The 22,720-nt window shown below is 48.2% G+C and carries 26 protein-coding genes; 7 read left to right on the forward strand and 19 right to left on the reverse strand.

The annotated features are described in order from the left end of the window. Positions 1–12: 12 nt before the first annotated feature. The 3 genes from ACPV3A_RS28580 to ACPV3A_RS28590 all read right to left on the reverse strand — a co-directional run bounded on the left by ACPV3A_RS28580 (position 13) and on the right by ACPV3A_RS28590 (position 1,770). A complete protein-coding gene (locus tag ACPV3A_RS28580; protein WP_194542287.1) occupies positions 13–924 on the reverse strand; it encodes an NAD(P)/FAD-dependent oxidoreductase in 912 nt (303 codons plus the stop codon). Between the two features lie 193 nt (positions 925–1,117). Further along, complete coding sequence (locus ACPV3A_RS28585) at positions 1,118–1,468, reverse strand: phosphotransferase (protein WP_426202888.1); 351 nt, start codon at positions 1,466–1,468, stop codon at positions 1,118–1,120. Further along, the gene (locus tag ACPV3A_RS28590; RefSeq protein WP_339223536.1) at positions 1,438–1,770 is read right to left on the reverse strand and encodes a phosphotransferase; all 333 of its coding nucleotides are present in this window, start codon (positions 1,768–1,770) and stop codon (positions 1,438–1,440) included. Before ACPV3A_RS28590 ends, ACPV3A_RS28585 begins: the two co-directional genes overlap by 31 nt. Before the next feature lie 124 nt (positions 1,771–1,894). Here ACPV3A_RS28590 and ACPV3A_RS28595 point away from each other — a divergent pair, with 124 nt between their 5' ends. The 4 genes from ACPV3A_RS28595 (at position 1,895) to ACPV3A_RS28610 (ending at position 6,209) form a co-directional block, all read left to right on the forward strand. After that, positions 1,895–2,635: a glycosyltransferase gene (locus tag ACPV3A_RS28595; RefSeq protein ID WP_194542285.1), complete on the forward strand. Its 741-nt coding sequence runs from the start codon at positions 1,895–1,897 to the stop codon at positions 2,633–2,635. After that, positions 2,632–3,279: a glycosyltransferase gene (locus ACPV3A_RS28600; RefSeq protein ID WP_426202890.1), complete on the forward strand. Its 648-nt coding sequence runs from the start codon at positions 2,632–2,634 to the stop codon at positions 3,277–3,279. The genes ACPV3A_RS28595 and ACPV3A_RS28600 overlap by 4 nt, the downstream gene beginning before the upstream one ends. Positions 3,280–3,716: 437 nt before the next feature. Continuing rightward, on the forward strand, positions 3,717–4,976 hold the full coding sequence (locus ACPV3A_RS28605) for a cytochrome P450 (protein WP_426202892.1): 1,260 nt from the start codon (positions 3,717–3,719) through the stop codon (positions 4,974–4,976). Between the two features lie 315 nt (positions 4,977–5,291). Then, positions 5,292–6,209: an aldo/keto reductase family oxidoreductase gene (locus ACPV3A_RS28610; protein ID WP_339296313.1), complete on the forward strand. Its 918-nt coding sequence runs from the start codon at positions 5,292–5,294 to the stop codon at positions 6,207–6,209. Between the two features lie 49 nt (positions 6,210–6,258). Here the strand turns inward: ACPV3A_RS28610 and ACPV3A_RS28615 are convergent, their stop codons facing one another. The 6 genes from ACPV3A_RS28615 to nirB all read right to left on the reverse strand — a co-directional run bounded on the left by ACPV3A_RS28615 (position 6,259) and on the right by nirB (position 12,461). Next, on the reverse strand, positions 6,259–7,590 hold the full coding sequence (locus ACPV3A_RS28615; protein ID WP_426202895.1) for an MFS transporter: 1,332 nt from the start codon (positions 7,588–7,590) through the stop codon (positions 6,259–6,261). A gap of 140 nt (positions 7,591–7,730) precedes the next feature. Further along, complete coding sequence (locus tag ACPV3A_RS28620) at positions 7,731–7,865, reverse strand: hypothetical protein (RefSeq protein WP_426202928.1); 135 nt, start codon at positions 7,863–7,865, stop codon at positions 7,731–7,733. Between the two features lie 108 nt (positions 7,866–7,973). Continuing rightward, positions 7,974–8,729: a uroporphyrinogen-III C-methyltransferase gene (gene cobA, locus ACPV3A_RS28625; protein WP_233354840.1), complete on the reverse strand. Its 756-nt coding sequence runs from the start codon at positions 8,727–8,729 to the stop codon at positions 7,974–7,976. Between the two features lie 8 nt (positions 8,730–8,737). Continuing rightward, positions 8,738–9,613 (reverse strand): formate/nitrite transporter family protein, encoded by an 876-nt coding sequence (locus tag ACPV3A_RS28630; protein ID WP_426202897.1) that lies wholly within the window; start codon positions 9,611–9,613, stop codon positions 8,738–8,740. Positions 9,614–9,694: 81 nt separating this feature from the next. Further along, positions 9,695–10,015: a nitrite reductase small subunit NirD gene (gene nirD / locus ACPV3A_RS28635; RefSeq protein ID WP_220685580.1), complete on the reverse strand. Its 321-nt coding sequence runs from the start codon at positions 10,013–10,015 to the stop codon at positions 9,695–9,697. Between the two features lie 13 nt (positions 10,016–10,028). Further along, the gene (nirB, locus tag ACPV3A_RS28640; RefSeq protein WP_426202899.1) at positions 10,029–12,461 is read right to left on the reverse strand and encodes a nitrite reductase large subunit NirB; all 2,433 of its coding nucleotides are present in this window, start codon (positions 12,459–12,461) and stop codon (positions 10,029–10,031) included. 352 nt (positions 12,462–12,813) lie between these two features. On the opposite strand from nirB, the gene ACPV3A_RS28645 reads away from it, so the two are divergent. Together ACPV3A_RS28645 and ACPV3A_RS28650 are read left to right on the forward strand one after the other, a co-directional pair. After that, entirely contained in the window at positions 12,814–13,437 is a 624-nt protein-coding gene (locus tag ACPV3A_RS28645; RefSeq protein WP_426202901.1) for an ANTAR domain-containing response regulator, read from the forward strand. Further along, entirely contained in the window at positions 13,434–14,504 is a 1,071-nt protein-coding gene (locus tag ACPV3A_RS28650) for an anthranilate phosphoribosyltransferase (protein ID WP_426202903.1), read from the forward strand. Before ACPV3A_RS28645 ends, ACPV3A_RS28650 begins: the two co-directional genes overlap by 4 nt. Positions 14,505–14,555: 51 nt before the next feature. Here the strand turns inward: ACPV3A_RS28650 and ACPV3A_RS28655 are convergent, their stop codons facing one another. The 4 genes from ACPV3A_RS28655 to ACPV3A_RS28670 form a co-directional block, all read right to left on the reverse strand. Further along, positions 14,556–14,669, reverse strand: a complete 114-nt coding sequence (locus ACPV3A_RS28655) for a sporulation protein YjcZ (RefSeq protein WP_194542276.1) — start codon at positions 14,667–14,669, stop codon at positions 14,556–14,558. Positions 14,670–14,803: 134 nt separating this feature from the next. Beyond that, the gene (locus tag ACPV3A_RS28660; RefSeq protein WP_426202905.1) at positions 14,804–15,595 is read right to left on the reverse strand and encodes a hypothetical protein; all 792 of its coding nucleotides are present in this window, start codon (positions 15,593–15,595) and stop codon (positions 14,804–14,806) included. Between the two features lie 117 nt (positions 15,596–15,712). Then, a complete protein-coding gene (locus ACPV3A_RS28665; protein ID WP_426202907.1) occupies positions 15,713–16,678 on the reverse strand; it encodes a hypothetical protein in 966 nt (321 codons plus the stop codon). Beyond that, positions 16,639–17,199, reverse strand: a complete 561-nt coding sequence (locus tag ACPV3A_RS28670; RefSeq protein WP_426202909.1) for an RNA polymerase sigma factor — start codon at positions 17,197–17,199, stop codon at positions 16,639–16,641. Before ACPV3A_RS28670 ends, ACPV3A_RS28665 begins: the two co-directional genes overlap by 40 nt. A gap of 354 nt (positions 17,200–17,553) precedes the next feature. On the opposite strand from ACPV3A_RS28670, the gene ACPV3A_RS28675 reads away from it, so the two are divergent. Beyond that, complete coding sequence (locus ACPV3A_RS28675) at positions 17,554–17,991, forward strand: SgcJ/EcaC family oxidoreductase (protein WP_426202912.1); 438 nt, start codon at positions 17,554–17,556, stop codon at positions 17,989–17,991. A 124-nt stretch (positions 17,992–18,115) separates the two neighbouring features. Here the strand turns inward: ACPV3A_RS28675 and ACPV3A_RS28680 are convergent, their stop codons facing one another. The 6 genes from ACPV3A_RS28680 to ACPV3A_RS28705 all read right to left on the reverse strand — a co-directional run bounded on the left by ACPV3A_RS28680 (position 18,116) and on the right by ACPV3A_RS28705 (position 22,428). Then, complete coding sequence (locus ACPV3A_RS28680; RefSeq protein ID WP_426202914.1) at positions 18,116–18,613, reverse strand: LPXTG cell wall anchor domain-containing protein; 498 nt, start codon at positions 18,611–18,613, stop codon at positions 18,116–18,118. A gap of 34 nt (positions 18,614–18,647) precedes the next feature. Further along, complete coding sequence (locus tag ACPV3A_RS28685; RefSeq protein ID WP_426202916.1) at positions 18,648–19,418, reverse strand: DUF4367 domain-containing protein; 771 nt, start codon at positions 19,416–19,418, stop codon at positions 18,648–18,650. After that, positions 19,415–19,966, reverse strand: coding sequence for a sigma-70 family RNA polymerase sigma factor (locus ACPV3A_RS28690; protein WP_426202919.1), 552 nt, complete (start codon positions 19,964–19,966; stop codon positions 19,415–19,417). The genes ACPV3A_RS28685 and ACPV3A_RS28690 overlap by 4 nt, the downstream gene beginning before the upstream one ends. A 150-nt stretch (positions 19,967–20,116) precedes the next feature. Continuing rightward, positions 20,117–20,662 (reverse strand): GNAT family N-acetyltransferase, encoded by a 546-nt coding sequence (locus tag ACPV3A_RS28695; RefSeq protein ID WP_426202920.1) that lies wholly within the window; start codon positions 20,660–20,662, stop codon positions 20,117–20,119. Between the two features lie 15 nt (positions 20,663–20,677). Continuing rightward, a complete protein-coding gene (locus ACPV3A_RS28700) occupies positions 20,678–21,661 on the reverse strand; it encodes a phosphotransferase (protein ID WP_426202922.1) in 984 nt (327 codons plus the stop codon). A gap of 173 nt (positions 21,662–21,834) precedes the next feature. After that, complete coding sequence (locus tag ACPV3A_RS28705; protein WP_426202924.1) at positions 21,835–22,428, reverse strand: DJ-1/PfpI family protein; 594 nt, start codon at positions 22,426–22,428, stop codon at positions 21,835–21,837. Between the last annotated feature and the right edge of the window lie 292 nt (positions 22,429–22,720).

Here is a 22,720-nt window from a genome sequence, read left to right on the forward strand (position 1 = left end):
CATATTCATGCTTTACCGATTCCAACGTTCGTTAAGCAGCTCACCATTGATGGCAGCCGCTGACATGGCTCCCATCGAAGCGGCGGCTATGGCCTGATACATTTCCGTGGCTGCATCACCGGCACTGTAGACGCCAGGCACGCTCGTTTTACCGAAGGCGTCAATGACCACGCTTCCGGCTTCATTGATATCACATCCGATGGCGGCCGGCAATACTGAGCCGGAGACCAGTTTAGGCGCGAAAAAGATGCCCGTGCAAGGAATGATCTCTCCATCCTCCAGCACGACTTCCCGGACCATACCCTCGTTCGATTCAATGCGATGAATCGGGGAGCTGAATACGGGGATTTCATGCTCCTTCAACTCTTGGCGCTGTTCATCCGTCAGTTCATCCGGTCCGTTCGTACAAATCGTATAACGATCACTCCAACCTGCAATGACTTTGGCAAAGTGCACGGCCCCCGCCCCCTTGGCAATGACAACAAGCGGCTGATCCCGCAGTTCCCATCCATCGCAATATGGACAGACGAAAGCACTCTTGCCATATACGTCCGCCAAACCGTTAATATCCAAGGGGCTATCTTTCTTGCCAACGGCAAAAAGCAGCTTTTTACTGCGGTAGATCGTCCCTTCTCCCGTTGTGATCCGAAAATCACCGTCCACGCCTGCAACGGCGGCAGCCGTACCCTCTACGAAACGGACAGAAGGATACGCGCTAATCTGTTCCCTTGCAATGCGGCGAAATTCCGATGGGCTGACACCGTCTCGGGTAAGAAAACCATGAGTCTCACGGGTAACCTTATTTCGCGGCTTCCCTTCGTCAATCAACACCACATCTTTTCTCGCTCTTCCCAATACCAGCGCAGCATTCAAGCCTGCCGGACCTCCGCCAACAATAAGGACATCATGCAATTGCTCCGTCATCTATACCATCACCTTTCTGGATCTTTAATGTCCATAATAATAAAATAAGAAATCCTGACCTCTGGAAAATTCACCATGCTCAAGGAAGATTGCCACGGACAAATATTATTACAGACTTGTGATATCTATTATAGACAAACAAAGTCCATATTGCAACTCGATTTGTTATTTTGATATACGAATCAAATAAAGCTCAGCCATTCGTAACCTGAACGGTTTCTGCAACCAAACGCTGAAGATCACGCATTCGAGTTGGCGTAGCTAAGTTGGAATGAGTTAACATATCGCACAAGGCAACAAGATCTTCAAGCTTGGATAGGATTCTCCAATGATCATTCAGAACCGCTCCTTCCTCACGATATGCTCGAACGAAGTTCTTTTCAAATACAGATCCGTCGGGTTCGTATCGAAGCATATTGGCTATATCTACGTATCTGTTCCATGAAAAAGCCTCCTCCCAATCAAGCACTGCGGAAACCGCACATCCTTCTGGACCATGCTGCATTAATATATTTAAGCCATTATAGTCCGAGTGAACAAGCACGGGCGTCTCTTCAATCTCTGACAATAAATGACTGTATGTTTGACTGAAGGACCGGTTTGACGAACCCTTTGAATGATAGCCAGTTCTTTTTCCGCAATCTCCAGGCCTTTCCTGAACAAACGCAGCACGTAAGGTTCTGCACTGCCTTCCAGACGAATTTTGTAGTTGGTATTGCTAAGTCCGGTACCGATCCGTTCAGCGGCTACTACTTTTTCACGGGGAAATACGGGTGTAATCATGTCATGAATTTGTGTGATGTCTAGTTGCATCGGCGGCACTGTGCGTTCCCATCCCTCTTTCATCTCGATGCCCTCCTATTATTAATTTTTTTGAGTTGACCATGCAGTAATGCCGTTACCACTATTTATAGTTTACATATTCTAATGTGATATAGGAATTATCTTCATAGATAAGGAGAGTGATGTAATGGCAGCAAGCTTTAACCATTCATCTAAAGCACAAGGCGTATCCGTTATTACCTGCACCAATCGCCCCAATTATATTAAAAACCTGTTCCATAATTTCACCAGACAATCTCACCCAAAAAAAGAGCTTATTATCGTTATCAACGATAGTTCAATCGCACTCTCTCCTTACCAACAGCTGGCCAATAAGCATCGAAACATACAAATTTATCGCATGCCCGAACATGTCACTCTAGGTGCGTGTCTAAATTACGCCGTTAGCAAAACGAGATACGGCATCATTGCCAAATTCGATGACGACGACTATTACGCCCCTCATTACTTGTCGGACTGCCTGAAGTCATTAAGAAGATCGAATGCTGATATTATTGGAAAACTCGCACATTATATGTATTTAAAAGGCTCCAAAACTCTAATTCTACGTTTTCCTAACGATGAAAATCGCCCCGTAACCCAACTGCCGGGTGCTACGCTCATGTTTAAAAAGAACGTCCTTAACCAAGTGCGATTTCCGAATCGAAACATCGGTGAAGACGATCTTTTTTGCATGAGAAGCAAGCGTAAGGGCTACAGGATCTATTCCGGTGATAAGTATAATTTTGCAGCAGTACGAAGGAAGAATTCATCAAGCCATACCTGGGTGATCAGCGATAAAGAACTTACCGACAAGCACCCTAAAGTTCCGAATGTAAAAGACTACAAAACATTCGTTCAGAGGAAATCCGGAGGCGATCGAACTTGACGAGAACGTCATTATCTCCCTCACAGCCTGCTGTTTCGATCATCACCTGTACCAAAAGACCGGAATGCCTGCACAATCTGCTAGAAAATTACGCCAGACAGAATTACAGGCACAAAGAGTTAATCATCATATTAAATCATGGCAGCCTGAAACTATCGGAAGTTCAACAGGCAGCCAAGCCATATCGTAACGTGAGAATATATAGGAAGCCTGCTGAATTATCGCTCGGCAGCTGCCTCAATTTTGGTGTAAAGGTCGCTAAACACAGCATCATTGCCAAATTTGACGACGATGATTATTACGCTCGCGATTATCTGAAGGATAGCGTCGATCTCATGATCAAGACTCGTGCTGATATTGTAGGAAAAAGGGCTCACTTCATGCAGCTTGCCGGTCAAAAGGATCTTCTGTACCGTTACCCCAACATGGCCAATCGATGGGCCCCCCTTGTTCAAGGGGCGACCATTTTGGTTAAACGGCACGTATTCGATCAAGTATCGTTTCCGAACCAAAATCGGAGCGAGTGCGTCAAATTTTGTGCTGATTGTATAACTCGTAACTTCAAAATATACTCTGGTAGTCCCTACCATTTCATAGCGAACCGAAGACGGAACTCCAAGAATCACATCTGGGATCGTAAGTGACAAGAATCTATTAACTCAACATGTAAAAAAGCTGAAAGTAGACAACGCTAAGAATTTCGTAAGCAAAGGTTAGACCCAGCATCCCTATTTAATATACCGAAGCTGAAGAATGGTGACTCGAGCCTTCCCATAGAAACGGAGAGCTCGAGTCATTCATACATATCCAGTAAACGAGGTGTAATCAAGCATGCAGGCCACGCCGAATAAAGGGTTAACATCCGCAGTCACCAAATAAATACAAGCACCTTAACGAACCCGCCCCGCTACGACTATCTGGAGGATATCCGGTCGTTTGGCGATCAGGTTCTGGCGTGTTGTCTTTTGACATTGCGGTAAAAGCTTGATTTGTTCAGATCGGATGAGAACGGGTATTTAAGAAGTATTGTGTTGGAAGCACGTTTTCATCTCTAATCTTGAACAATCAGGAGGCAATCACTATGGAAAATATCAAACCGATGCCCAAGGAAGAGGGGCTCGATCACAGCTTAAATGTGCTGCGCGAAGGTTATTTGTTCATTACCAACAGAACGATCGGCTTTCAATCTGATCTCTTCGAGACGCGTCTATTGGGGGAACGCGCCATCTGCATGCGCGGAGAAGAAGCGGCCAGACTATTTTACGATCAGGAGAAGTTTGTTCGTAGCGGTGCAGCCCCGAAACGCGTGCTCAAGACCCTGTTTGGTGAGAACGGTGTCCAGACGCTGGATGGCGAAGAGCATCATCATCGCAAAGCGATGTTTATGTCCTTGATGTCCAGAGAAGCTCTTGGCTGCATGAGGGAAATCACCCATAAACATTGGGAGCTTGCCGTGTGTCGATGGGAGTCCAGGGATAAAGTCGAGATCTATAAAGAGGCTCAGGAAATTCTGTGCCGAGTGGCCTGTGAATGGGCGGCTGTGCCGCTTCCCGAAGCGGAAGTGAAAGAGAAAACGGGCTGGCTAGCTGACATGATTGAGGCTACGGCAGCCTTTGGTATCAAGCACCGGAAAGGAAGAAATGCCCGGGCTAAAGCGGAAAAATGGATACAGGATCTCGTAGTTGAGGTACGCAGTGGAGCAATAGACCCGCAACAGGGCAGCACCCTGCATACAATATCCTGGCATCGCGATCTTAGGGGCGAGCTCCTGGACAAGAAAACCGCAGCGGTAGAGATTCTGAACATTCTTCGCCCCATCGTAGCGGTCGCCATTTACGTGTGCTTTACTGCCTTAGCTGTCATTCAGCAGCCCGAAGAGCGTGACAAATTGATGGCGTCTGACGAGAAGCAACTCAAGAAATTTGTCCAGGAAGTCCGGCGATTCTATCCCTTCTTCCCCTTTGCGCCTGCCCGTGCACGGAAGGATTTCACCTGGAACGGATATGCATTTGACAAAGGCGTGCTCACGATCCTCGATTTATACGGAACGAATCATCATCCCGGTCTGTGGGATCAGCCGGAGCTGTTCAAGCCGGATCGTTTCGACGATTGGAACGGCAGCCCCTTTAGCTTTATCCCTCAAGGAGGCGGAGACCATCATACGGGACACCGCTGTGCCGGGGAGTGGATTACGCTTGAGATCATGAAGGAAAGTCTCGACTTTCTCGCAAACAAGATGAGTTATGAAGTGCCTGTGCAGGACGTAAGCTTCAGCTTTCACGATATGCCGTCCCTTCCTCACAGCCGTATCGTCATTCGGAAAGTCAAACCGCTGCATTAAAACGGCAAGGTTATGCGGTAGTCAGGTGGCAAGTGATTCAATACGCCTGACCCGGCTGCCGCAGCTTTTATATCGCAATGATATAGATCCCCTTTATCAAATTTTCACAAACCTTTTCCCTTGCTCCATGATTCCCAAGCTCTCTTCGCAAATTTAAGCTTGTACACCTTGCCATCTGCATGTCACAATAAACTAGAGACTGTCAGCATGGACCTATGCATCTATGTAGTTTCGCTTACAAGTTCTCAGCTGCCCCTGCAACTACAGCGAGGTGGTCGTACAATCAACCTATTTTTGAACTGGAGGACCGTAATCATGAAAACGATGAAGCTTGGAAGCAGTTCACTGGAAGTACCTGTTGTAGCCGTGGGTTGCATGCGTATAAATTCGCTGGAAAAAGCGGAAGCCGAGCGTTTCGTGTTATCCGCACTGGAAGAAGGCGCTAACTTCTTCGACCATGCCGACATATACGGCGGCGGAGCTTGCGAGGAAATTTTCGCAGACGCGATACATATGAATGCACAAGTCCGCGAGAAGATCATTCTGCAATCCAAATGCGGGATTCGTCAGGGCATGTTCGATTTTTCCAAAGAGCATATCTTGAATTCCGTTGATGGTATCCTAAAAAGACTCAAAACCGAGTATCTCGATGTACTCCTTCTGCACCGTCCGGATGCGCTGGTTGAGCCAGAAGAGGTGGCTGAGGCATTCGATAAACTCGAAAGCTCCGGTAAAGTGCGTCATTTCGGCGTATCCAACCAGAATCCGATGCAGATCCAGCTGCTGAAAAAAGCAGTGAAGCAGCCGCTCGTGGCCAACCAGCTGCAGCTTAGCATCACGAACACCACCATGATTCAAAGCGGGATCAACGTCAATATGGAGAATGACGCCGCGGTTAACCGCGATGGCAGCGTACTCGATTTCTGCCGACTTCACGATATTACGATTCAGCCTTGGTCTCCTTTCCAATACGGGTTCTTTGAAGGCGTATTCCTTGGAAGCGACAAGTTCCCTGAGCTTAATGAGAAGATCGATGAGATTGCGGAAAAATACAACGTAACCAACACCACGATTGCCATTGCATGGCTTCTACGTCACCCTGCACACATGCAGCCGATCATCGGGACGATGAATATCAGTCGCTTGCATGACTGTATTAAAGCCGGCGATGTAACGCTCACCCGCGAAGAATGGTATGCCATTTACCGTGCGGCGGGCAACATCCTTCCTTAAGGCCACTTCAAAACAGCCTCCTATCGTCTATGATAGGAGGCTGTTTTCATTATATTGCCGCGTTTTTTGAAGATGATGATGGTTTGCGCTTGTTCACCGCGCTTAGACAAACAGGGATCATCACCAGTGACAGTAAACCTCCAGCAATGGAAAGCGTACCGTAACTGGTATTGGCAACCACCATACCGGATAAAGCGCCGCCCGATGCTCCCGCCAAAGCAATCAAGACATCCACTGTTCCCTGCGTTCTGGCGCGGGCGGATGGATGGGTTGCATCGATGATGAGCGCCGTTCCGCTGATAAATCCAAGGTTCCAGCCCAGCCCCAGCAGAGCCAGCGCCGTTATGATCAGCGCCATGGATTCGGCGGGAGCCGCAGCAGCTAGAATCCCGGAGCTCAAGAGCACGACGCCCGAAGCGATGGACATGCTGATGCGGCCGATTTTATCCACAAGAAAACCTGTGATTAACGAAGGCAGGTACATCGCTCCGATATGAATGCCAATCACCAAACCTACCGCTCCTAGATCATGTCCGTGATGTTTCATATGGACAGGCGTCATGGTCATGATTGAGACCATGATCACCTGAGTCAATATCATCACGCAGGCTCCAACCATAATCCCCCGTTTGTTTCGTTGTGATCCGTTCACCGTGCCGGCAGAAGAATCACCGGAAATTTTCATTTTAACTTCCTCAATTGCTTGGGCTATCGCATAAGGATCCGGGCGCAGGAATAATAGCAGTATCAGGCCTGCCAGAATAAAAGCCACGGCCGCCAAAATAAACGGTCCGGCCAAGGCAGGAATCCCGAAGGATTCGGCAACGTTCCCCATAACCTCCACCAGATTCGGACCCGCAACGGCACCGAAGGTGGTGGAAACCATCGCCATGCTGACCGCTCCTGCACGCTGGGAAGGTTTAGCCAAATCCGTACCTGCATAACGAGCCTGCATATTCGTTGCGGTACCTGCACCGTATATCAACAACGAAGCGAATAACAGATAAATATTGCCATAAACGGCAGCCAATATGACTCCGATCGCGGCAATTCCACCCGCCAGGAATCCGGCAGCCAAACCCGGCCCTCTTCCATATCGCTGGGTAAGCCGTCCAATATACCAGGCACCCAGTGCAGAACCGACCGTTATAAGAGCAGCAGGGATTCCTGCAAAGCTGTCCGTCTTGAGCATATCCTGTGCCAGAAGCGCACCGACCGTCAATCCTGCGGCCAGACCAGCCCCACCGAATATTTGCGAGAGGATCACAACGATGAGGGTCTTCTTATACAGCTTGTTCTGCAAGTCGGGCGAATCGATGTAAGATTGAATATGGGATTGCCGCTTCGTGTTGGTTTCAGCAATATCCTGATCATGGGACATGGACATTCTCCTTTCATGTGCTACCAAACAGAATACCATAAACCTTCCTACGATAAGAGGAAAATTTCATTTGTCTGTCCATATGAATCTGCCAACCAACGTGCAATCTGCCGTGCGTTAACCGAAACAAGAACGTATTATCAGAGCTTCGCAATGCTCCGCCCCGTCTGTCTCCCCGTGAACAGGCAGCCTCCCAGAAACGTTCCCTCCAATGCGAGGTATCCGTGAACGCCTCCCCCTCGAATCCCACGGCGTATAACACTTTCCGCTTTCAAATAGTGTATGCCTTCCCTGTGCTGCAAACCTGTTTCACATCAAAAAAAGTGAACCCCATGTGGATAAGGGTTCACTCCTATTGTCAGCGTATTTGCGTTTCGTTCCTATTATCCTGTTCGTTCCTCCGCCTCCGAAGCCAGTTTCAGGAGCTGATCCCTCACTCGCACAACTTCGCCAATGATCAGAAGCGCCGGATTCTTCACGTTCATAAGAAGAGCGATCTTGTGGATGGTTCCGAGCGTTCCCGTTATGGTTCGCTCCTCTGCCCGAGTCCCTTGTTCAACGATAGCTACGGGAGTCGACGACGGCTTGCCATGAGCGAGCATCTCCTTGCAGATATCGTTCATTCTGCTAACGCCCATGTATACCACTAGCGTATCCACACTGTGAGTCAGCAAGTCCCACCTGACGCCCCGCTCATTTCCATGGCAGCTCGTTCCGCTGACAAAAGCTACCGAAGTGCTGGCTCCACGGTGGGTCAGAGGTATCCTAGTGGAGGAGGCTGCGCCCAAAGCCGAGGTAATGCCGGGCACGATCTCGAAGGGAATGCCTCGTGCAGCCAATTCGCACGCCTCTTCGCCGCCTCGTCCGAAGATCAGCGGATCACCTCCCTTGAGCCGGACGACATCATGACCTGCAAGGGCAAAGTCTATCATGTTCTCGTTAATCCTCTCCTGCGGAACGGAATGGCTGCCGGGTGCCTTACCGCAGTATACGAGCAAAGCATCCTTCTTCGCGTAACTCAACAGCTCATCGTTCACCAGTCGATCGTACATAATGACGTCCGCTTCCTGAATACGCCGAAGGGCTTTCAGCGTGATCAGCTCCGGATCTCCCGGACCTGCGCCAACAATATACACCATGCCCGCCCTCATCGTCTTTTATCGACCGGAACCGCTGTCGCCTCCATAACTCTGAGTCCATGATGGACCTTCCCAATCGGGTTAACCTCGCTGCGGTTTCCGAATCCGAAATGGGATAAGTACAACATCGCCCCGGTAAATACCGCTCCGCCAATAAAATTACCTATTAATACGGGAATTTGGTTCCAGAGCCACCAATCGGCCAAGCTGACATCCGCCCCGAGCATCATGCCCGCCGGTATCACAAACATATTTACCACGGCATGCTCGAAGCCTTGACCGAAAAAGACCAGGATGGGCAGCCACATCGCAACGATTTTCCCTATCGTTGAACTTGACGTAAACGCCATGACAACGCCTAGGGTCACCATCCAGTTGCAGAGCATCGCCTTGATCATCACCAGCAGCATGCCGCTCACGCCCAGTGCCTTATAACCGAGTGTCTTTGTTTCACTGGTGTCGATGATCATCTGAACAAGCGGATGACTCATATCCGTCCCCATCCTGGTCGCGGTAAGTGTATAGAGCCCCCCATAAATCAGACAGCCTATCACATGTCCGAGAATGACCCATCCGTAATTTGCAAGCATAGAGGCACCTGAAGCCTTCTTTTGCAGGACGGCTAATGGCAAGAGTGCAAAGCTTCCAGTTACCAGCTCTAAGCCTAGCAGTACAATCATCACAAAGCCAACCGGAAACAGGAGCGCGCCTACCATCGGGATATTCGTTTGGTCCGAAGCGGTAAAAGCTAGCGTGGTGGCGCAGGCCAGGATGGCGCCCGATAACATGCCGCGGATGAGCATCTGCGAAGTCTTCAGCCGGGCTTTCGCGGCTCCGGCCTCGATCAAGTCATCCATTACCTGATTCGGTTTTACATAATCCATCTCGTGCACCCCCTCTAATGAATCAATCACTCACCTATTGAAATGCCTCTGAAATTACAGCAATTCGGTAACTGGTTCGCGTCAAGCCGTAAGATCCTGCAGGTAAATCGCGCCGCTTACCGGATCAACTTCAACCTGGTAGGTGTTAACATGACCCGTATCCGGCTCTTGAACCCGCCCGCTGCATAGATCGATCTTCCAATCATGCAGCGGACAGTGCACCTGCTTCCCGCACACCATGCCCTCCGAAAGCTTTCCTCCTTTATGCGGGCACTTGTTCTCCACAGCCAGAATATCCCCATCCGATAAACGAAACAGCGCGATTTCCGTTCCGCCGACCTCAATGGTCCTTGAACCCTTATGATCAATTTCGTTTACATATCCTACATGAAGTTTCGTCATCCTTGGATTCCCCCTATTTCGTCACTGGCTCAGCATCAGGCAAAGGCACGAAGTTTTTACGAAGTCCGCTGTCCGACGTAATTTCCTTCCATGGATCCTGCTGCTTGCTTAAAGCCAGCTTTATTCTCGAGAAGAGCGCGACGCGGTCCTCTTTCTTCTCTAATGCTTTCTTCACATGATCCAGGCCTACTCGCTCGATCCAAACCGATGTACGCTCATTCCACTGCGCGTTTTCCCGATAGTATTGGATAAATGCCCCGGCCCATTCGAGCACCTCATCTTCCGTCTTCACGATGCACAATAACTCCGTAGCCCGAACATGAACGCCTCCATTGCCGCCGACGTGCAGTTCCCATCCACCATCAATCGCTACGACTCCAAAATCCTTGATGGTCGCTTCTGCGCAATTTCTAGGACATCCGGAAACCGCAAGTTTCACTTTGGCTGGGGTGCTCAGCCGCTCAAACTCTTTCTCCAAGCGTACGCCCATGCCTATGGAATCCTGGGTGCCGAATCGGCAAAACGTGGACCCCACGCAAGTTTTAACCGTACGGAGCGCTTTACCGTAAGCATACCCGGAAGGCATATCGAGCTCCTCCCACATCTTCGGCAGATCCTCCTTCTTGACGCCAAGCAGGTCGATCCGCTGTCCGCCAGTAATCTTAACCATCGGCACATCGAATTTTTCCGCAATCTCCGCGATTTTCTTTAGCTCCGAAGGCGACGTCACCCCGCCATATATTCTGGGAACGACGGAATACGTGCCGTCCTTCTGAATGTTGGCATGATAACGCTCGTTCGTGAAGCGTGATTCCTTCTCATCGACGTAGGTTTCCGGAAACAGCATGCCCAGATAGTAGTTCAACGATGGCCGGCATTTAGAACATCCCTCCGGATTCTCCCATCCCAGCACATTCATCACTTCTTTGACGGTTCCAAGTCCAAGACGGGTAATTTCTGCGATAATTTCATCCCGTCCTAGCGAAGTACACCCGCATATCCCTTCTTTTACGGGTTCCCCTGCTGCATCTCCGGCGTATAACTGAACCAGTCCCTCAACAAGAGGTTTGCAGCCGCCGCAGGATCCCGATGCTTTTGTACAAGCTTTAACGGAAGCAACGGTGTTGCAATTTTTCGTGAGAATGGCATCTTTTATCGTTTCTTTCGACACACCGTTACAACCGCAAATGATCTCATCATCCGCTAGCTGAGCCAGCCGCTGTTCCGCCGATACTGCACCGGCGTTACCCGTAAAGCCTAACAGAAGCTCCTTCTCCCGGCCCTTGATGGATTCGCCGCTTTTCATGAGCGAGAACAGCTTTGGCCCGTCTCCCGTATCGCCGAACATAACAGCTCCGATGAGCTGGTCATCGCGGATGACAATTTTTTTATATACACCTTCAACTTCGTCCTGGTACCGCATCGACCTGGATCCTTCCGGGTCTGCAAAATGACCTGCCGAGAATACATCTACACCGGAGATCTTCAATTTAGTAGATAGTACGGACCCGCCATAACCACTTGTCTCCACACCTGCCAGATGCTTGGCGAGCACGGCTCCCTGCTCGTAGAGCGGAGCGACAAGCCCATACGCAATCCCACGATGCTCGGCGCATTCACCGACCGCGTAGATCCCCGGGATGCTCGTCTCCATATAGTCGTTCACGATAATTCCCCGGTTGACTTCAATTCCCGCGGATTGTGCCAGCATGACGTTGGGCTTGATCCCGACAGCCATGACAACCAGATCCGTTTCAACGCGCGTCCCATCCGTGAAGCGGAGCTCCTTGACCCGCTTTCGGCCCACAATGGCCTCTGAATTTTTACTAAGCAGGAACTTCATGCCTTGGGCTTCCAATTCCAGCTGCAGCATTTTCGCAGCGGTCTCATCTAATTGCCGTTCCATGATATAGGGACTAAGGTGAACCACCGAAACATCCATCCCGAGATGGAGCAGTCCTCTTGCTGCTTCAAGACCAAGCAATCCTCCGCCGATGACCACGGCTTTCTTATATTTTTTGGAAGTCTCCACCATAATCTCGCAATCCTTAATATCCCGAAAGGCGATAACTCCCTCCTTGTCCGCGCCAGGCAGAGGAAGCATAAACGGATTCGAACCGGTTGCGATGATCAATGAATCATACTCGGCCGCAGCTCCTTGATCGGAGAACACCTTACGGTTCTTGGTATCGATCCGGGTTACGGTGTGGCCGGTATATAGATGGATGTTATTCTCTTTGTACCAATCCCAATCGTTGATTATAATTTCCTGCATGTCGGCTCCGCCTGCAAGAACGGAAGACAACATAATCCGGTTGTAATTCGGATGCGGCTCAGATCCGAATATCGTGATTTCATAAGCCTCAGGCGTAAGCTTAATCAAATGCTCGATTGCCCGTACCCCTGCCATACCATTCCCGATCATTACTAACTTCTTTTTTGTCATGGTTTGCGCTCCCCTCCGTCTAACACCTTTGAATATACTTGTTGATTCATCAGAAGCCTTACAGAAACCAAAATAGCCTGCATTCGCTCCAGTAGAGTAGGCACACTCTTACAGGAACGAAAGCAGGCTTCTTTGCCGCTAATGGGATACACCGTTGTATCCGAAATTTAAAGTTCTTGAGGGAAATATACAATACCCTCGTGCCAACTGTCAACATATTTGACATGAAAAGAAGAAAATTAATTAAATATCGACATCCACCTGTGATATATGTTATATAATTTAACATAATATCTTTTTTTGCTGACAGCTTATATCTGACGGATATCATTTATGAAAGGAGCGTCAATCCATGCGTTCATTGCTGGTTATCCACCATCCGGTCCCTGCTTCAGAGCGAAGTGACACAGATGCCAGGGCGCTTCTTCCGGAGTTTATCCTTCGTTCTTATGGATACAAGGTCCTCCTTGCCCGAAATGAGAAGCAAGCGCTGGCTGGAATCATGGAAGCAGACGGAACGGTTCTCCACCTCCCGGTTGCCGCAATCAAATCGTGGTCCAATACCCTTGAACAACAAAAGCGCGTTCCGGTTCTGTGGTGGTGCAGCGATCATGCCGCTTCGCAATCTCTCGAAGCATGTGAGGATGATGTTATCATTGATGGACTTTTATTCCCCGCCATGAAGGAGCATGAGCTGCATTGGACACTGCATTTTAGCTCCAAGCATTTTTACGAACGAGAGCAGTGGCATAACGAAAGAACGCAGCTCCTTGCTCGCATTGAAGAGCGTAAATGGATTGATATGGCCAAAGGCATTCTATGCAAGATGAAAAATATTTCGGAATCCGAAGCATACGATGTCCTGCGCAAACAGGCGATGAATGAAAGAAAAAGAATGGTGGATGTCGCAACCTCGATCGTCAAGTTGTATCAATTGCTGCAGGAGACCGGTTCAGGAGGTGCAAAAAAATCATGATCCACTTATTAAAAGAAGTCGGCCGCGGCAAGCGGGGCGCGCGTGACCTAACTTACGAGGAAGCGCTGCAGGCTGCAGAATCGATTCTCGGATTGCAGGCAACCCCTGCTCAGATCGGAGCCTTTTTCATTGCGGAACGCATCAAAATGGAAAGCGTGGAAGAATTGGAGGCATTTGTGCAGGTTTGCCGTGAATATGCGGACCGTTCGTTTGTACATGAGGGTGTAGACTGTGCAGGACCTTATGATGGCAGAAAGTCCTCTTTTTTCTCTACGTTAGCCACCGCGTTTGTGCTGGCTGCTGCTGATCTGCCTGTCACTCTGCATGGAACGGCATCATTGCCCCCGAAGTGGGGGATCACATTATCGGATATACTCGCGGCGAAGGGGATATCCGGATCGTTACTGGCAAAAGAATCATGCATCCGCGCAGCCCATCAATTTGGCGTATTATATGTACATGCTGAGGAATGGTGTCCCCCGCTTAAGAATCTTCGCCCGATCCGGGAGGAGCTCGGTATGCGGACCGTGCTCAATACGGCCGAAAAGTTTGTGGATTACACCCATTCCCCTTTCCTAACTTTCGGCGTATACCATAACACGGTCTTTGACCGTTTAAGCCGACTGATCCTAAAACTCGGTTATCGGAAAGCGATCATCATTCAGGGAAGTGAAGGCTCCGATGAACTGTTCATTCACCGGCCCACCCGAACTTACCGGGTTGAGAACGGTGAAGCCAGCCTCCATATCGTCGATCCGGAAGCGTACGGACTTGATACGCCCGTTCCGGACATAAGCTGGACACCCGCCGAACAGGCTGATGTTACAGAACAGGTTCTGCAGGGCAAAGGGGACATCGCTTTTATGTACCAGGTTCTGCTGAATGGAGCTGTACGTTTACACTTGGCGGATAAGGTCAGATCCGTCGAGGAAGGGATCTATACTTGCAAGGCACTGCTGGATTCGGGTAAACCGTGGGAGTTATACGACAAATGGTTGTCCTTGCTTTTAGAGCCTGTCCCACATGATGGTTGGACCTCGCCAAACGTCAGACAGGTTTCTCATTAATACAGAAGAAACCCGCACCGGGCAAGCGGTGCGGGTTTCATTTAATACCTATTAAACTCCAAATCCAAATCCGAATGCAGAAACGATGATGACCAAGAGAATGAAGAGTACCAGTACTGCTCCAACGGAACCATATCCTCCGCCATATCCACCAACTTCACCCATTGTTCTAACCTCCTTTACTTTTCCGAACACAACATCCTATGCTCGATATTTCAAAGAGCTTAGACTATAGAGAAATAAAATAAAAACAGACTGGCGTTGAGTCAATATGAATATGGATTCTTAAGGGTAATAACTTATTTCGCAATCATTTTCTTGGCGTAGTTCAGCACATCCGATTTGGCGCTTTCCGCCCAAATGCTGTACCGGATCTGCTGCTCTTCATCCACCCAATCTAAGTGATCCCTTCCCTTGGAGTCGGCTGTGTAGACACATTCCACTCCGTTAATGACGATGGTTTCCTTCTTCTCGTTCGGTTTCTTCTGTGGCACAGGCGTTCCGCCCATTGGCTGTTCTGGAACAATATAACTCGCAACGACTTGAAGCTTTACTTTTCCTCTCTCAAAATTCAGAATCGCCGCGGACGCTTCATTCGATTTCAATATCTCGGAATATACGAATTTCTCGCCGTTTGCTGCCTTCGCTTTTAATTCCTGCTCAATTTCTTCGTACAAGCTAGACGTTCTTTCAGGACTCTTTAAGAATAAAATCGCGTTCTGAAATGAATAACTCTTCGGCAAGTCAGCGGGCTTGGTTAGCGTTGGAGCGTTCAATGCCTTTGCCTTCGCCACATAGTCCGCATATTTAGTATAGGCAGAGCCTTTAGATGTAAAATAGATTTGATCTACCCGGTTATATTCCTGGTCCGCAACATAATAGGCAACCATCTGCCCTGCTTTAAGTTTGTTACTGAGCTCCTTGATTCGATCATCATACGAAACGGATGTCTTCTCCGGTTTGGCAGTAGAAGCAGCTGCCTTCGTCTGCGGAACAGACGTACTCGTGCTTGATGCTGCATAAACATTCGCGGAACCGATCATCATTGTTGCTGCGAGAAGCAAAGCGACCTTCATCTTGTTATTCATCATGGTAAAATTCGTGCTCCTTTCGGCGGTAAGGCCTTTTAAAATAATGTTGAAATACATCTCATATAACACCTTACCGACAACAAAAGGGACATTTTGTAAAAAATAATGGAAAACCGTTTATTCCGAAACAAGCCCGGCTGCAATCTTCGCAAACTCATCCTTGGACAGCGGATCCTTTGGGTCATCCGTAATTCTATACAGCACCTCTTCACTGTCGCTTAACCAAGTCAAGCTGCGCAAGGGGCTTGTTGGAATGGCTGACAAAATCATTTCTTTCCCTTTCACCTTTATTTTTACTGCCTGGTTTGTGGGCACACCGGCTTTTGAGCCCTTCTCTCGTGCAAAAGCTGCAATCCTGATCCGATATTCGCCTTTACGATATTCCATTCCTGTAGAGGCAATCTCGGACCAAGGAACAATTTTATAGAACAGTCCCTGTTCTTCATCCGACTTCTCCGCCTGCGCTTTGAGTTCATCCAGAAGAATTTGATACTCCGGTGTATTCCATACGGGCGTGTTCCTTATTTGAATCTGTCCAAAATCAAATTGATACCCATCTGGTACATAATCAGGTTCTTGAAGCACAGGTGCCCCCTTCTCCTCGATTTCTATTGCGAGTTCCTGATAATTTGAATGCTTAGTCAACATATAAAAATAATTCAAGGGCTGCTCTTTGACCAATGGTGTCATATGCAGGTCCTTGATATAATATACAGCCTGTTCTCCCGGCTTTAACCTCTTGCTCAGCTCTTCTTCCGTCTCTTTTATACGTTTGGCGTTATATTCCGACTCGGAGTATTTCCATGGCTTTATGGTAGACAGAATAACTTCGCCTTCCTTGTTCTTGATCTGAATTAAGTATTGGCTTGCATAAACGCTAATTGACGAAAGAATCAAAATCGCAGTAAGCATCGCAATAATCAAGGCTTTCTTGCGATTGCCGGAATGTCCCCTGTGGTTCTTTTGGTGAATTTGACGCACCTTGTGCATGATGGCGGGGGTCACGTCCACCTCTTCTTCCACGGAGTGCAATTCCATGCCTCTCAGAATTCGATCTTGCTCCGGCTGTCCCGAATCTCGCATAACTCCGTCCCCTCCTTCTCCTGAATCAGCTTGATGACTTTCTGTTTCATCCGAGCATACTTTTTCTTCACGGCACTGAGATTCTTATCCAGAATCTGCGCAATCTCCGTGAATGGTTTATCTTCGAACACCCGCAGCACGAGCAGATTTCGATCTTCAACCGAAAGCTTGGTCATGGCATATTCCAGCGGTTCGCTGAACCACCTGCGCTCCAGCGTCTGTTCCACACTATCAGCATAACCTGCCGGTTTGATGAGTCGGTTCACTCGCAGGCGAACTTGTCTCTTGCGAAGCAGATTAAGACAATGATGATAGGCAATCTTGTATAACCATGATGAGAACGATACCTTCGCTTCATAGGTATGAAGCTTGGTGAACGCTTTGATGAAGATATCCTGGACGGCATCCTGCGCGTCCTGCTTGCAGCCGAGCATCCGGCAGCAATATATGTAGATCTGTTTTTTGTACGTATCGACGATAGGCTCGAAACAATCCACCTCACCAGCCTTAACGCGCCTCACGCACTCCTCTATCGAATCCAATTCAAAGACGCACCTCCGCGTAAATCTTATTTACGTTTGTATAACACCTCTTCTGCCAAAAAAGGGACACCTGTAACATAAATAAAAAAACAACCCATACCCCAAGTATGAATTGTTTTGATGTAATGTCGATCTTTTCTTGTATCAGTAACGAGGTCTTCGAATGTCTGGATGATCCCTTCTCGTTTATATACCTGAAGGCATATGCTCCTGCCATAAAATATATTTTTAATTATATATCTTATCATCTAAGATGAAATCACAGAAATCAATGGATAAGGCCGAAGAGCTATCCGCCCATAATGCAGTATAAATAAAAGGAGGTTATTCGCAATGTCCAACATCCAGGAAAATCACAAGGTATTAGAGGAGCAGGAAGGTCGCTTCATTAGACAAACGATTGCCGATATGGAATCGGCATTTAATCAACATGATGCCGATGCCTTGGACCGTCACTTTACCCAAGACTCCACTTGGGTCAATGTTATGGGGGAGATGCTCTCAGGCTGGGAGCAAATAAATAACGCACATAAAGTTGTTTTAAAAGGGCCGCTTCTTCATTCATTCGCAAAGTATTTCGTTGAGAAACTTGTATTCTTACGCCAGGATGTGGCCATCGCGCATATACGACAGTATCCGGCTACATCGAAGGGGGAACTCATCGAAGACGGACAAGGAAGCCTGGCAATCTATGTGATGGTCAAGGACCAAGACACATGGCTCCTTGCTGCGGGTCAGAATACTTTAATCCAGTCGCACCATAAAGGATAACCACAATAAGAGTGAGTGAGTCTTATATTAAAACCCAGGTTCCCGATGATAAGATCGGGGACCTGGGTTCAGTGAGTGCATCTATTGGTTCATACGGTTTTGAACGGTTAAACCGTGCAATTTCTTAACTCCGTGGAGATCGTTTTTTTCTGGCGATAAGCAGTCCACCCGCAATAATCACAACCGCTGCGCCGACCCAGATCCATGGATTCGTACCCGTTTCTTCCGCTGCAACCACATCGGCTTCAGCCGCATTCGCTCCATAGAGAATCGCTTGCTCTCCTTCCACCACCTGAACGATATCACGTCCAAACTTCTCATAAAGGAATTCTGCATGCTGTTCATTGTATGGTGTAATGCAAACCTCAACCTTATCACCGACCACACCCGTGTGAGTCACAGTAAAACCCTGTGCAGGAAGCTCTTCTTGACCTGCACCGGCAACATATTCGTCAATCTCCGCTTGTTTGTTAGTCAGACGATCTTCCGCTGCGGAAGCCAAGTGCAAGGATGTTGATACCGCGCTATCCGGCGCAGCCAAGGCAGAACCGGCCCCAACTACGAGCAAAGCGCTCCCCAACAGCAGTATCTTGCCCCAATGCTTCATATTTACCTTTTTCATATCTCATTACCTCCTGATTTTTCTGTATGATCGATTATGGATCTGGATTCATAACCGGTTCCATGGACCGGGCAATTTGAAGGGCTTCCTCTTGACTCACAAGACCTGAGATCATAAAGTGAATATGATCTGTGTACCAATGGAGCTGAACATTAGGAACCATCCCTCCGTTGTCTTGAATCGGCTCGCCTCTGATCAAATAGCCTTCGACACCGTTCAAGTCCACTTTTTCATCGAAATACTGGGGCATATTCACTTTGTCATCTTTGTTTACAAACAAACCGAATGAACGGTCGCCTGCTGTGTAACTGATTACCGCTTCCGTAGCTGCCTCTTCTTTCGGACCTGTTACCGAAATTTGATGAAGGGAGAAGCCCTCCGGAAGATAGGACGGAATACGAAGCTTATCACCAAAGGCTTGCCCTGCCTCATCATAGCTGCCGAGAATTCGTAGTTCGTTATTCGAAATACCCGGCGGATTCTCGATCGGGGCATCAGGACCAGGATCTTTTAGGACCGCAGGTGGCTCCTGCCCTACAGGAGGCGATCCCGGAGATTTAATGAAGTTAGGCTCAGCGAAATTGAGGAGTAATCCGATGAGCGCAGCAGCGACTGCTGCTCCGGCGAACCATGGATACCGTCTTTTTTTCGTTCTTCGCTCCTGATTCTCCAGCTGCTTTCGTTCTCGTTCTGCAAGCTGCTTTACCTTCTCTTGCATATCCGTATCGAAGTGAAGGGTTCCTAACAGGAGGTCATCCGCTTCGTTTTTTATAAGGTCCCGAAGTTGGTCGTCCTGGAATGTCATTGTGCGAGTCCCTCCTTTGCCAGGTATTCGCCAAGAAGCTCTCTTGCCCGGTGAAGCCTTCCGCGAACGGTCCCTTCCGGTGCTCCGGTAGCTTCCGCGATTTCACGAGTTCCCAGGTCAAGATAGTAATACAAGTAAATAACCTCATGATAATGAACCGGCAGTTCGGCAATATATTTAAGAATAGTTGTTTGATCTAGGCGCTCCATGGCTTCATCCTCCACACTGCGGAGTACGGAGCTTTCCAGCAGCAGCGGGTCCGTCGGTTGCTCTTGTGTCATTTTTAAACCCAGTTTATCCCGGCATGCATTAATTGCAATCTTCGTCAGCCACGTCTTCACACTGCTCTCCCCCCGGAATGATGTCCAATGGCGAAAAGCCCGCAGGAAAACCTCCTGGCTAACGTCCTCCGCTAAATGTCGATCACCTAGGTAGAAGTAGGCTGTACGCAGTATGGAAGTGCCATACTCCTTCATGAATTGCTCCAGCGCCAGGGAGGGCTCAGACGGAAATCTTGATTTGTCGTTAGGGCCGGCCGGCCTTGCCATCTGTTGACCACCTCCATACCCTTTAGACGGCTAAACTCTCCATTCCGCTACATCAATGGCAAAATAAAAGTTTAAAAGCTGAAGAATGCCTGACAAGGTAACCAAAAAAACAACCGATCGTAATCGACCGGTTGGACTTTCCCTCAAACTTTACTTCAATGATGCCAGCGATGAGTTAAACTGAAAGATCAGCTTCTCATTATCGTCCCTCGTCGCAACAAATTCTTTTACGCATGATTGCGGCACATAGATTTGCAGTGTCTTCCTCCAGAATGCCTGCGCCCGCTTATTGCTATCGGTGGCATTCGTCTGGACTTCCCAGCTGCCGGCATGCTTGCGGAACACTTGTGATGCAGCATTCTCCGCAACATGTTTGCCTCGAAAGGGCTTCAAAACAAAAAACTCATTCATGTAAAATTCACTGCCATATGTATATGGCGGGGTTGCTACCAGAGCAAATCCTGCCGGGATGCCATCCACTCGAATCAGGTAAGGATACAAAATCGTTGGCTTCTCCCACCATATATCAAAAACTTGATTCTGGTCATTCAAGGTTTTTGTGTCATCTTCCTCATAGACGCCATATCGATTCGGCTTCCATCCCCATATCCCTGATAAATCATGCAAATACAGCGGATATATATTATTAATGATAAATTTGGTGGAAGAATCGGTTAACTCCACGGTAACTTTCATATGCTCTCCTCCGTTCTAGACATAACCCAAACTCTTGAAATACTGCATTTTGCGATCTATAAAACCTTCATCATAGTCGGCAATGCCTGCAAACTCCGAATCTTGAAAACATAATCCAAAGAGCCAAAGCTGCCGAATGGCAACAAAAACAGGGACAGCGGCTAGATCATTTTCGCCGAGGGATCTGACACTGCCATATCCTCTCAAAAAGGCGTCCCATAATCCTTCCACTTCCTTCGGGTCATGCCCGCTATGTATCTCCCTGGCCAGTCTGAACTCGGCAAGATCGTAAGCTCTCCAGCCGTAACCGCATAAATCAAAATCGTAATGGGTCAGCTCTCCACCCTTCGCAAATGCGGCATTCGTGTTGCCATGCAGATCTCCGTGGCATACGCCCCAATCTAAACCTCTAATCTCGAGTTCCGAGATTCGTTTCTTTAGTTCCGCTGCCCATTCACCTAGGTAGTTGTAATCCATCAACCGATGCTCCATATAGGGTCTGATGATGGATAAAGGTCGATCAATAAGAAACTCCATATTCAGCTGTTCCCTTGCATGAACACATTCAAAATGATCCGCCGCCTTATGCATATGGCCAATGGATTCGCCGAATCGATAACTGTCCGCAATGGCGTGAATCGGCCTTTCGTGCCCTTCGGCATATTGAAATAGAACTCCGTACCGAGTTCCCTCCATGACGTTAAACCCTCTAAGGTATACGCCGTCTTTTCCCGGAATCGGCTCTGACACGTTGATCCCGTTCGCACCGAGAAACTGCAGCAATTCCAATTCAAACTCGATATCAGACCGGCTTCTTCGATCAGCTCTGTAGATACGAAATATATATTTATCAACATCCGTTTCTACTTCGTACGTATCGTTCATGCCCCGCAGAAAATACTGAATTTTCACAACGCTACCGATCTCATAATGATGTTGGATATGTAACCCTACCGCTTGCTTGGATAGAAGCGAGTAGGTGACAGGAAATAAACTCAAATCATATCCCTCCTTGCACTCAAGGGTATCATCCTCAACCAACGCTTACATATAGGCTGTATGATTATAATTATTTTTTATATAAACCGCGGTACGTCGTCATCACAAAAAAAAAGCAATAAGCTCTGTCTTCTTCCGACAGGCTTACTGCTTAAAATCCATTTCGTCTCTAATCATGATTTCTTTGTAAATCCCATAAGCTCTTTCACATGCATTGTATTTTCCAAGGATGTCAGCTTTTCCAGTAAAGTGAATGCCACTTCAAAAGCCGTTGCCGGGTTGCATGAGGTGATCAGGTTTCCATCCACAACGATCTGCTCATCCACGACATGGGCACCGAATTCCCGCAGCTGCGATTTTCGGATGCTGGTCGGGTGATCATACGTCGTGGCTTTTCGTCCCTCCAGCACGCCGGCTTTGCCAAGCGTAAGAGCTGCAACGCAGATTGTGGCAATCCACTTGCCCTGCTCATGAAATTCCCGAATGATCTTGGAGAACCTGGAGTCGTATCCATCGTTATAAAAGCCCGCTTCCTCGAACCCGCCAGGAATCGCCAGAGCATCGTAATCCTCCACCTTCACCGAGTCCAACGTGACCTCGGGAATGACGGTAAAATTCCACGTGCATTTCAATCTGTCATACAGTCCCGCGGTCACTACCTGGGTTGTCCCGTCTCCCTCCAGGTTGTTCCACCCCAGTACATCCGTAAATACACTCGCTTCCACAGCTTCAAATCCATCCGCCAACAGCAAAAGCACTTTTTTCAAAAGCCATCCTCCCCCGTCCTTGTCACTCTATATGATCTTAAAGATATCCCGATCTTTCGGATTGTGTTCTATCTTACTATACTTATCTCTAAATTCAAAAGATAAATAAATAAAAACAAACAAAAAAAGCAGTCCGATGACTGCCTCTTTTGGTTCAATAGCCTACATATCCAAACAGATGAATTACTGATTTAAATCGTATAACCCAGGTGCATGCTCGTTGGCCAGCTCAGGCATCACAGGTAACGGGAACCCCTCCGGAGGTTGAACCACTTGCAGTTCCCCGCCATTT

Source organism: Paenibacillus sp. Dod16 (assembly GCF_049893405.1).
GTDB lineage: Bacteria > Bacillota > Bacilli > Paenibacillales > Paenibacillaceae > Paenibacillus_AQ.